Below are 10,515 nucleotides of genomic sequence, written 5' to 3'. Positions count from 1 at the left end.
CCCGCCAACGGCCCGGCGGCTTGCAGCGCGCCGATGGCGGGCAGCGCCGGTTCGGTGGGCCGCGCCGGACCGATGCGCTCAGCCACGACGGCTGGCGCCAGCGGCGCAGGCTCATCCTGCGGCCTGCTCTCCGCCCGGGCGTCGGCGACCGGTTGCAGGCGCTGCGCGCGGGCGCTCAGACGCCCGCCGCGAAACAGCAGCCCGCTCCACCCTCCCGCCAGCACGACATAGGGGTCGCGCCGCAAATAGGGCAAGGCGCGCTCGCCGTCGCTGCCTACGCCGAAAATCGCCGGGAGCGGCTGGCCCGGCGCGAATTGCAGCCAGGTTTCCTTGCCGTCGTCGAACACCTGCATGGGCGCAACCGAGGGATCGCCGGACAATTGCCAATCGAAGCGGAAGCCTTGGGCCGCCTGCCGCGAGGCTTCCCATGACGTTGCGGCCGGACTCTTGCCGGCCCCTGTGCAGGCCCCCAGGCAGGACAGCCCTGCCGCCAGAAAGAAGAAACGAACCATGCCTCACCGCGAGCAAAAGGCGCACCGGAATCGATACGCATGAGAGGCATGGTGGATGAGCGGCCCCAGCGTCACCAGACTGGCATGTACGCATGGATGGTTTGGTCGCGCGGCGGACGGACGAAAAAAAACCCGGTCCAGGGACCGGGTTTGCATCAGGATTCGGCGGCGCCTGCGCCGCCTGCCTGGATCAGCGTTGCGCCGCGATGCTGCGTGCCTGGGTGGCGGCGTTGTTCAGCGCCGCCACCGGCGGCACCTTGCCTTCGAAGGCATCGTTCAGTTGCTGGTTCAGCACGGGCTCGATGCGCGTGTAGTTGGCCATGCGGAAACCGCGGCTGTTTGCCGTGGGGTTGGTGCGCATGGAGGCAATCAGCGCCTGGACGCCCGGAATGCGGTTATAGAACGACACGTCCGAGGCGCGGAAAGCGGCCTCGGTCAAGGGCAGGTAGCCGGTGCGCTGGTGCCATTCCGCGGCGATGACGGGCTTGGACAGCCAGGCCAGGAACTGGGCGGTGGCCTTTTCCTCGGCTTGGGGATGGCCTTCCAGCGCCCACAGCGCCGAACCGCTCACGAAGGGCTTGCCACCGTCCTTGGTGGCCTGCTCGTAGTAAGGCAGCGGCGCCACGCCGAAGGACAGCGACTTGGTGTTGAGGAACTGGCCGAACGCGCCGGTGTTGGCGGTCAGCACGGCGCATTCACCCTTGGCGAACAGCTTGTCGCTGGCGTTGTCGCCCGAATGCGCCATGAACAGCAGCGAACGCTTCCAGCTGACCATCAGCGAGATGTGGCGCATGTACAACGTGTCGAACTGCATGGCCGGCGCAGCCGACTTCTTGGTGACCGCGTCCAGCCCGTTGTTGTTGCTGGTGAACTGCTGGTTGTTGATCGGCGCCAGGTTCTCCAGGTGGACCGTGACCTGGTCGCTGGAGGCGTAGGGGCAGTCGATATCCGCCACGTCGCGCAGCTTCAGCAGCTCGCCTTGCAGAGCGGTCCACGTGCGCGCGGGCTTGTTGGGATCCAGGCCGGCCTTCTTGTAGGCGGCGGTGTTGTAGAACATCACCGGCACTTCGGCCATCCAGGGGAAGGCCAGCAGGCGGCCCTTGCTGTCGCGCGTGAAGCTGCTGGTGGCCGGCACGAACCAGTTCAGGTCCTTGATCGGGTACTTGGCCAGCAGTTCGTACAGCGGCAGCACGGCCTTGTGCTGGGCGACGACTTCAGGCGAATGGTTGTCGGTCAACTGCAGCAGGTTCGGGCCCTTCTTGGCCTTGACCGCCGTGACGGCTTCCTGTTCCAGCGCGCTGGGCGAGGCGAAGCCGCGCAGCGTCACGCGGACCTCGTCCTGCTCCTTGTTGTATTGCTTGGCGAGCTTTTCGAACTCGGCCTTGTTTGCGTCGGTCAGCGTGTGCCAGACCTGGATCTCGACCGCGGCGGCATTCGCCGCACCGGCCATCGCCATGGCGGCGCCGAACAACCATGCGCGCCGGCTGGCGAACATCGCGCGGGCAACGCCCGCCAATTGCAGATTCTTCATAGGTTCACAGACCAAGAAAAGGAAATTCCGGTTCCGGCCGCCTTCCGCTGAGCAGATCGGCCAATGCCCGGCCCGAGCCAACGCCCATCGTCCACCCGAGCGTACCGTGTCCTGTGTTGACGTACAGGTTGGGGATACGGCTGCGGCCGATGATGGGCACGTTCGAGGGAGTGGACGGGCGCAAGCCCGACCAATAACTGACGCGCTCGAAATCGAGCGCGTCGGGAAAAAGTTCGCGCGCCAAGCGGGTCATGGCTTCGCAACGTCCGGTGTTCAGGCTGCGGGAATAGCCCGACAGCTCGGCGGTTCCGGCCATGCGCAGGCGGTCGCCCAGGCGCGAGAAAACCACCTTGTGGCTGCTGTCCGTCAGGCTGACCGTGGGCGTGGCGTCCGGCTTGATCACCGGGAAAGTCGCGGAATAGCCCTTGGCCGGATAGACGTTGCAGGGCACGCCCAGCGGCCGCAGCAGGTAGGGGCTGAAACTGCCCATCGCCACGACGTAGGCGTCGGCCGACAAGGCGCCGTAACGGCCATCGGGTTCGATGATCTCGACGCTTTGCACCGTGCCGCCGGTGGTCAGCAGGCGCGTGGCGCGCGTGCTGTAGCGGAATTCGACGCCGGCCCGGGCGCAACGCTCGGCCAGGGCCACGGTGAACAGGTGCACGTCGCCGCTCTCGTCCTCGGGCGTGTAATCGCCGCCGACGATGGTCTGGCGGTGCGGCGCCAGCGCGGGCTCGATGGCGATGACCTCGTCGGTCGATACCACACGGCGTTCCACGCCGAAGTCGCGCATCAGGCCCGCGGCGCGCTGCGAGTTTTCGAATTCGTGCGGATCGCGGTAGAAATTGAGGATGCCGCGTTCCAGGTGATCGTATTGGATGCCCAGTTCAGCGCGCATGCTGCGCAGGGTCGCGCGGCTGTATTCCGCCATGCGGACCATGGCGCGGATATTGGGAGCCAGGCGGCTGGGCAGGCACTCGCGCAGGAACGCCAGCCCCCACATCCATTGCCGCCAGTCCAGTTGCGGACGGAACAGCAGCGGGGCGTCGTCCTGGAACATCCATTTGAGCAGCTTGAGCGGGGCTTGCGGATTTGCCCAGGGTTCGGCGTAGGAGACCGAGATCTGCGCGCCATTGGCCAGACTGGTTTCCTGGGCGGGACCGGTGCAGCGATCTATGACGACGACGTCATGGCCGGCCTGGTTCAGCCACCAGGCGCTGGAGATTCCGATGATGCCGCCACCCAATACCGCTACTTTCATGCCCGCATTGCTCCTTGCGTGCCAGCTCGGTCCGCCGACCCGATGTCCGCGCCCCATGGCAAGCTGCTGCCCGGCAGTTTACCCCGGCGCTTTGCCCGCGCCTATGGAATAAAAAGGGGCGGAAGTCACAAACCTTTCCAGGCCCGCTCGTTCCACCCCGATTCGCTCATGCCCTGTTACTCAAGACTGGGTTGCAGCCTTGGCCAGGTCCGCTTCGGACGTGAAGGCGTCGGCGTAGAACTCTTCGGGCGGCAAGCCATTCTGGGCGCTGAATTCGCGCCTTGCGGCGTCCACCATCAGGGGCGTGCCGCAGGCATAGACCTGATGGCCCGAGAGGTCGGCGATGTCCTGCATGACGGCTTCGTGGACAAAGCCGGTGCGCCCGGTCCAGCCGTCTTCCTGTACGGCATTGGAGACTACCGGCACGTAGCGGAAATCGGGCAGCATGCCGGTCCACGATTGGGCCAGCGCGTCCATGTAGAGGTCGCGCGGACGGCGTCCGCCCCAATACAGCGCCACGGGCCGCTTGATGTTGTTGTGGATCATGTGCTCGACAATGGCCTTGACCGGGGCAAAGCCCGTGCCGCTGGCCAGGAGCACGACTGGCTTGTCGCTGTCTTCACGCAGGAAGAAGGAACCGAACGGCCCTTCCAGGCGCAGGATCTCACGCTCTTTCATCTGCGTGTCGCCGGCGCCGAACACATGGTCGGTGAACACGCCGCCGGGCATATGCCGGATGTGCAGTTCAAGCGGGCTGCCGGTGTGGGGCGCGCCGGCCATCGAATAGCTGCGCCGGCGGCCGTCCTTCAGGATGACTTCGATGTACTGGCCGGCGTAGTAGCGGAACTGCTCGGAGGCGGGCAACTGCAGCTTGATCACGGTGACGTCCGGGGCCACGCGTTCCAGCGCCTGCACGCGCGAAGGCAGCTTGCGGATCTGGATATCGCTGGCCAGGCGGACTTCGGTGGATTCGACCACCATGTCGGATTCAGGCCGGGCCTGGCAGAACAACGTGTAGCCGCCGGCCAGTTCCTCGGGCGAAAGAATCTGCGCGGGATACTGCCCCGCGTCGAACTCCCCGGACACCACGCGGCCCTTGCAGGTGGAGCAGGCGCCGTTGCGACAGCTGTACGGCAGGACGATGCCAGCGGCCAGCGCGCCATCGAGCACGGTCTGGCCGGGTTCGACCGGGAATTGATGCTGGCTGGGTTGGATGATGACCTGGAAGCTCATGATGAAACGGTTCAGGGTGTTAGCGGAGCGCCTCGTTCGCGAGGCGCTCCGCCCGGCCCGGCCTCAGGCCGGGAACTTGCGGATTTCCTTGACGCGGTTGGCGTCGTCCACCAGCACCACCAGCGGCTTGTGCGTGGCCGAGTCGGCCTCGGACATCGGGCCGTAGGTGCAGATGATCATCAGGTCGCCGACCTGGGCGCGGCGAGCGGCGGCGCCGTTCAAGGAGATGGCGCCGCTGCCGCGGGCCGCCTTGATGATGTAGGTGTCGAAACGTTCACCGTTGGTGACGTTATAGAGCTCGATGCGTTCGAACTCGCGCATGCCGGCAGCGTCCAGCAAGTCTTCGTCGATGCCGCAAGACCCCTCGTAGTGGAGGTCGGCTTCGGTGACCGTGACGCGGTGCAGTTTTGCCCGCAGCATGATGCGTTGCATGATAAATATCCTGGTTTCGCGGCCCGGAACGCGAAGTGTTGCAAGAGTGATGCCCGGCACCCGGTTTTGCCGTATGAACCCGGTATTCTATAATTTTTGCCGCAGCGGGACGGCCCGCTGCCGCGCGCGGCGACTAGGCTGGCGCGTTTGATTCTGGGGACGGCCCCTCGCGCCGGCGGCACGCCGGCAGCACAAGGTAGGAGTCGTAATGACCTGGATCATCCTGGTACTCGCAGGCCTGTTTGAAATCGTCTGGGCCGTAGGCCTGAAATACACCCACGGATTCACCCGTTTCTGGCCTTCGGCCATCACCGCGGGAGGCATGGCCATCAGCGTCTGGCTGCTGGCGGTCGCCATGAAATCCCTGCCCCTGGGCACGGCCTATGCGGTGTGGGTAGGCATCGGCACGATCGGCGCCTTCGTGGCCGGCATCGTGCTGTTCGGCGAATCCACCAGCTGGATGCGCATCGCCAGCGTCGCCCTCATCGTGCTCGGCCTGGTAGGCCTGAAGCTGTCCTCGGCCTAAGGCCCCGGCGGCGAGGCCCCGGATTCAGAAATCCAGTTCGATCCCGACCTCGTCGCCGACCTTCAGGCGCGCGCCCTCGGGCGCGTCCAGGATGGCGTTCTGGCCGAACACCACGCCGATTTCCAGATTGCGGTAGCCGGCCAGCGTGCGGCCGGGCTCTTCATACTGCTGGGCGGTGTTCTGGTCGATGTCGGGAATCGAGCAACGGGTGCAAGGCTTGACGAAAGCCATCTTCACGCCCGCGGCTTCGATCAGGGCGGTGTGGTCTTCCTCGAAGGCTTCCCATTCGCCCTGGACCACGATGTTGGGTCGGAAGCGGTCCATCGGCACCGGCGCCACGCCCTTGGCCTGCAGGCGGGCGTTCAGGTCGTCCAGCGAGGCCTGGTTGGCCACCAGCAGCGGGAAGCCGTCAGCAAAGCCAAAGCAGTGCTGGCCCGCGAACGGTTCGGCCAGGTCTGGATGCGCGTCCACCCAGCGCGACACCCAGTCCGGCTTGGCGTTGCGTTGCGCGGCCGCGTCCACCTTGTACAGACGGCACGGCGTCTTCAGGAAGTCGGAAAACCACTGCCCGGCCGCCGCGCTTTCGCGCCGGCCGGACGTGGTATCGCTCCACACGGCCACGGACTGCGCCTCTTGTTCCAGTCCCGATCCGTCCAGGGCAACGTCCAGATCGGACATGCCCGGCGCTGACAGGCGCAGCGTGTCGGCCGTGAGCGCCGTGCGGATCAGGGCCATCGCAGGCCATTGGCGCTGCGTCATGAACTGGCCATCGGCGCCGATCAGCATCCAGCGGCGGTCGTGGGCCAGCCCAGCGCGGTCGATGGGCGATTCGTCCAGGGCAATGCCCGCGCAGGATTTGACCGGGTAGATGTGCAGGCTGAGGATGCGGGCGGACATGGCGTGCGGAGTCTCGATGGGGCGAAGTGCGCAGAGAATAGCAGACGCCCGGAAGAAAAAATGCCCAGGCAGCGCCTGGGCATTTTCACAGGAGGCTCAGCCCCCCACCAGCTTCAAGGTATCCAGCGGGGTGACCGCCTTGAATCCCTTGCGCGTCGCGATGTGCTCGGGACGCGGAGTCAGGCCGTACTTGGGCGGGTTCAGCGTGTTTTCCATGCTGTTGTAGACCATGAACACGTTGGCGCGCGGCCACGGCGAGATGTTGCTGTTGGAGCCGTGCATCGTGTTGCAGTCGAAGAACACCACCGAACCGGCCTTGGCCGTCATGGAGCGGATACCGCCCTGCTCCACCAGCAGCTGCAGGCTGACCGGATCCGGCACGCCGTATTCCTGCTTCTTCAGCGACTGCTTGTAGTGTTCATTCGGCGTCTCGCCCACGCACGAGATGAACTGGCGATGCGATCCGGGCACCAGCATCAAGGGGCCGTTGCACTCGTTGTTGTCGGTCAGCAGCACCGAGCAGCTCAGCGCGCGCATCGCCGGCATGCCGTCCTCGACGTGCCAGGTTTCGAAGTCGGAGTGCCAGTAGAACTCCTTGCCCTTGAAACCGGGCTTCATGTTGGCGCGCGACTGGTGGATGTACACCTCGGACCCCAGGATCTGCCGCGCCACATTGACCAGGCGCGGATCGCGCACCAGGCGCGACAGGATGGGATTGAGCACGTGCACCATGAAGATCGAGCGCACCGCATTGCTGCCGGGCTCGGTGATGGACTCTTCGCGGCGGACGATAGAGGGGTCGCGCGTCATGCGCTCGACCTCGGTGGACAGCGCGCGGATTTCATCTTCGGAAAACAGGTTCTCCAGCAGGATGAAGCCGTCGCGCTCGTATTGCTCGACCTGGCCGGCGTTCAATGCGCTGGCGTACTGGCCGTTTTCATAGACCACCGGGTCCTGGCGGGCGATGATGGCGGAACTTCGATCCGTACGGGAGGCGTACGGATCCTGTGCAGGTGAGATCATGCGAACCTCCTTGTGTTTCAGGCCGCTTGGGCTTCGGCTTCAGGCAAGGCGTAGACGCCTTCTTTGTCATGCACTTCCTGGCCGGTCAGCGGCGGGTTGAAGACGCAGATGACGCGCAGCGGCTCCTTGCCGCCGCACAGCCAGTGCTCGTCGTGTTCGTTCAGGGCGTAGACCACGCCGGGTCCCAGTTCGTACTTCTTGCCGTCGGCGATGGTCTCGATGGAACCGTCGCCTTCGATGCACCACACCGCTTCAAGATGGTTCTTGTAGTGGATGTGGGTGCGGCCGCCCGGAAAGATGGTGGTCTCGTGAAAGGAGAAACCCATGCCGTCCTTCTTGAGCAGCACGCGGCGGCTGACCCAGGTGTCGGTGCGGACTTCGTCGGCGGTGCCGATCACATCTTTGACATTGCGTACGATCATTGACGTTTTCCTCCAAATTTCAGGATGCGGGCGGACTGCCCTTCTTCGGCGAGCGCTTCCGCGACACTGGCTTCGATCACGTCCAGGCCCTTGCCGAGCAGCTCTTCCTCGATGGTCAGCGCGGGCAGCAGCTTGAGCACTTCATCGTGCGCGCCCGAGGTCTCGATCACGACGCCTTTCTTGAAGGCGTTCTGCGCGATGCGGTTGGCCAGCGCGGGCGTGGCGTTGCACACCAGGCCCTGGATCAGGCCGCGGCCGCGCACCGACAGGCCGGCGTTGGGATAGCTGTGAACCAGGTTCTCCAGCCAGTCGCGCACCTGGCGCTCCTTGCGCTGGATTTCGGTGGCGAAGGCGGTGTTGGCCCAATAGGTTTCCAGCGCCTGCGCGGCCGTGACGAAGGCCAGGTTGTTGCCGCGGAAGGTGCCGCTGTGGGCGCCGGGTTTCCAGATGTCCAGCTCGGGCTTCATCAGCACCAGCGACATCGGCAGGCCGAAGCCCGACAGCGATTTCGACAGGGTAATGATGTCGGGGCGGATACCCGCGGACTCGAAACTGAAGAACGTGCCGGTGCGCCCGCAGCCAACCTGGATGTCGTCCACGATCAGCAGCATGTCGTGGCGCTTGCACAGCTTTTCCAGTTCCTTCAGCCAGCGCAGCGTCGCCACGTTGACGCCGCCTTCGCCCTGCACCGTTTCCACGATGACGGCCGCCGGCTTGTCCATGCCGCTGCTGGGATCTTCCAGCATGCGTTCAAGATAGGCCATGGTGTCCACGTCCGGACCGAAGTATCCGTCGTAGGGCATGAAGGTGGTGTTGCCCAGCGCATAGCCGGACGCGTCGCGGAACTTCATATTGGCCGTCACCGCCAACGAGCCGCCGCTCACGCCATGGAAACCATGGGTGAAAGAGATGACGTTGGGACGTCCCTTGACCTGGCGCGCGATCTTCAGCGCGGCTTCAACCGCGTTGGTGCCGGTGGGACCGGTGAACTGCAAGGTGTATTGCCAGTTCCGCGGCTTGAGCAGCACGCGGTCCACCGTCTCCAGGAAACGCTTCTTCGCGCTGGTGGCCATGTCCAGGCCATGCACCACGCCGTCCGACTGGACGTACTCCAGCAGCTTTTCCTTGAGAACAGGATTGTTGTGGCCATAGTTCAGCGTGCCGGCGCCGCTGAAGAAATCGATGTATTCGGTGCCGTCCTCATCGATCAGGGTCGAGCCCCTGGCCTGGCTGAATATCACGGGGAACGACCGGATGTAGCCCCGTACCTCCGACTCCATCCGGTCAAAGATCTTCAAGTCCATGATTAATCCTCCCTTTTCATCTCATGAGTGGACGGACGGCCAGAACCCTTCCGGGTGCGCTTGCGCATCCGGATCGGCCAACCATCCCGGTAATTCGATAAGACCGCTGGGCTTGCGCCGCCCCTAGGGGGCTGGCAAGGCGAACGGACCTATCCTCAACAACATCTCGTCGTCATGGTCCGCGCCGCCGAAAAGCTGCCGGTCGAAGAACGGCTGCTCGGAGACGTGGGCGCCGAGTTCGCTGGCCAGGCCGGCAAAGCTGCGGCGCGATGCCTGGTTGTCAGGCCCCACCGTGGTTTCGAGATAGCGGACATGCTCGAGACCCTTGCGGCGCAAGAGCTCGCGGAGCATGGCGCGGCCCAGTCGATGGCCGCGTGCGCGGGTGTGCACCGCGACCTGCCAGACAAACAAGGTGTCGGGCCGGTCCGGGATCACGTATGCGGAGATAAAACCGTCGATGCGTCCGCCGGCGCTTTCGGCCAGGACGCAGGTGTCGCGGAAATGCTCAGCGAGGAGCAGGTACGCGTAGAGGGAATTCAGGTCGAGCGGCGGGCACTCGGAAATGAGGCGGTGGATGGCGGCGCCGTCTTTGCGGTCGGGCAGACGCATGGTATGGGTCTGCGCGCTGACCGCCGGCGCCACGGCACTTGAGAGGGTTGGGGTATCCAGTTCGGTTTTCTTCATGCAACGATTCCCGATTCAGGGGGTGCCCCGCCCGTGGGCACTTCAAGGATGGGCGAAGACACGTCGCCATGCGTGTCGACGGCGGCCTGGCCGTCCTGCTCCATGAGCGCCACGATGCGCTCCAGAGACAGCGTGATGGTGGCCTGTTCCAGTTCGGGCAAGGCATTGAGCGCGTCAGCCAGATGCTTTTGCAGCGGCGACGGCGCGCCTTGCGCCAGTTCGCGGCCCGCGTCCGTGGCCGTGACGAATACGATGCGACGGTCTTCGCGGCCGCGTTCGCGGCGGATCAAGCCCTTGTCTTCCAGGCGATCCAGGATCCCGACCACGGTGCTGGGACTGACGTGCATTTCGCGGCTGATCGCGGTGGCCGTCATCGGACCGTTGGCGATCACGGTGCGCAGGCACATCAGTTGCGGCGCCGTAATGTGGCTGACGGCGGACAACTGGCGCGAATGCAAGGCGATGGAACGCGTGATGCGGCGCAGGGCCCGCAAGATGCGCAAATCGTATTGCTGTGCAGGGTCGGATTTCGCGGTGTCAGTCATGGGAAAACGTGTTCGGTCAAATTCATTTCTACACAAATGATATGCGCACGATTCATTCCCGTCAAACAAAAATCCCGTTGCGTGATGTAAGTAAATGAGCGCCGATTTGCGGGAATTGGCAGCGAATTTCAAGGACTTACCCGCG

12 protein-coding genes are annotated in these 10,515 nt (G+C 64.7%); 1 reads left to right on the top strand and 11 read right to left on the bottom strand.

Annotated elements, in window-relative coordinates; translation table 11 throughout:
• The 5 genes from IB258_RS29985 to panD all read right to left on the bottom strand — a co-directional run.
• Positions 1–512, bottom strand: a 512-nt coding sequence (locus IB258_RS29985) for a TrbG/VirB9 family P-type conjugative transfer protein (protein WP_192353580.1), incomplete at its 3' end; no start/stop codon positions are given.
• 190 nt (positions 513–702) lie between these two features.
• A complete protein-coding gene (locus IB258_RS29980) occupies positions 703–2,043 on the bottom strand; it encodes an extracellular solute-binding protein (RefSeq protein ID WP_054458690.1) in 1,341 nt (446 codons plus the stop codon).
• Positions 2,044–2,047: 4 nt separating this feature from the next.
• The gene (locus IB258_RS29975) at positions 2,048–3,304 is read right to left on the bottom strand and encodes a D-amino acid dehydrogenase (protein WP_054458692.1); all 1,257 of its coding nucleotides are present in this window, start codon (positions 3,302–3,304) and stop codon (positions 2,048–2,050) included.
• Between the two features lie 180 nt (positions 3,305–3,484).
• Entirely contained in the window at positions 3,485–4,537 is a 1,053-nt protein-coding gene (locus IB258_RS29970) for a CDP-6-deoxy-delta-3,4-glucoseen reductase (protein ID WP_054458694.1), read from the bottom strand.
• A 63-nt stretch (positions 4,538–4,600) separates the two neighbouring features.
• The gene (gene panD, locus IB258_RS29965) at positions 4,601–4,969 is read right to left on the bottom strand and encodes an aspartate 1-decarboxylase (RefSeq protein WP_013392804.1); all 369 of its coding nucleotides are present in this window, start codon (positions 4,967–4,969) and stop codon (positions 4,601–4,603) included.
• Positions 4,970–5,177: 208 nt separating this feature from the next.
• On the opposite strand from panD, the gene sugE reads away from it, so the two are divergent.
• Positions 5,178–5,495 carry a quaternary ammonium compound efflux SMR transporter SugE gene (gene sugE / locus IB258_RS29960; protein ID WP_013392803.1) on the top strand — a complete coding sequence of 106 codons (318 nt, stop codon included), beginning with the start codon at positions 5,178–5,180 and terminating at the stop codon, positions 5,493–5,495.
• Positions 5,496–5,519: 24 nt separating this feature from the next.
• Here sugE and IB258_RS29955 read toward each other — a convergent pair whose 3' ends face one another.
• From IB258_RS29955 to IB258_RS29930, 6 genes are all read right to left on the bottom strand, one after another.
• Complete coding sequence (locus IB258_RS29955) at positions 5,520–6,392, bottom strand: MOSC domain-containing protein (RefSeq protein ID WP_175163894.1); 873 nt, start codon at positions 6,390–6,392, stop codon at positions 5,520–5,522.
• 96 nt (positions 6,393–6,488) lie between these two features.
• The gene (gene thpD / locus IB258_RS29950; protein WP_054458697.1) at positions 6,489–7,415 is read right to left on the bottom strand and encodes an ectoine hydroxylase; all 927 of its coding nucleotides are present in this window, start codon (positions 7,413–7,415) and stop codon (positions 6,489–6,491) included.
• Positions 7,416–7,432: 17 nt separating this feature from the next.
• Entirely contained in the window at positions 7,433–7,837 is a 405-nt protein-coding gene (locus tag IB258_RS29945) for an ectoine synthase (protein WP_006387829.1), read from the bottom strand.
• The gene (gene ectB / locus IB258_RS29940) at positions 7,834–9,141 is read right to left on the bottom strand and encodes a diaminobutyrate--2-oxoglutarate transaminase (protein WP_054458699.1); all 1,308 of its coding nucleotides are present in this window, start codon (positions 9,139–9,141) and stop codon (positions 7,834–7,836) included. Before ectB ends, IB258_RS29945 begins: the two co-directional genes overlap by 4 nt.
• 123 nt (positions 9,142–9,264) lie before the next feature.
• Positions 9,265–9,825 carry a diaminobutyrate acetyltransferase gene (gene ectA / locus IB258_RS29935; RefSeq protein WP_054458701.1) on the bottom strand — a complete coding sequence of 187 codons (561 nt, stop codon included), beginning with the start codon at positions 9,823–9,825 and terminating at the stop codon, positions 9,265–9,267.
• Entirely contained in the window at positions 9,822–10,370 is a 549-nt protein-coding gene (locus IB258_RS29930; RefSeq protein WP_054458703.1) for a MarR family winged helix-turn-helix transcriptional regulator, read from the bottom strand. The genes ectA and IB258_RS29930 overlap by 4 nt, the downstream gene beginning before the upstream one ends.
• Positions 10,371–10,515: the final 145 nt, after the last annotated feature.

Origin of the sequence: Achromobacter sp. ACM02, from assembly GCF_014851605.1 — a bacterium.
In the GTDB taxonomy this organism is placed as follows: domain Bacteria; phylum Pseudomonadota; class Gammaproteobacteria; order Burkholderiales; family Burkholderiaceae_B; genus Achromobacter; species Achromobacter aegrifaciens.
The sequence above is the reverse complement of the archived record's forward strand: the minus strand, read 5'-3'. Positions and strand labels throughout refer to the sequence as shown.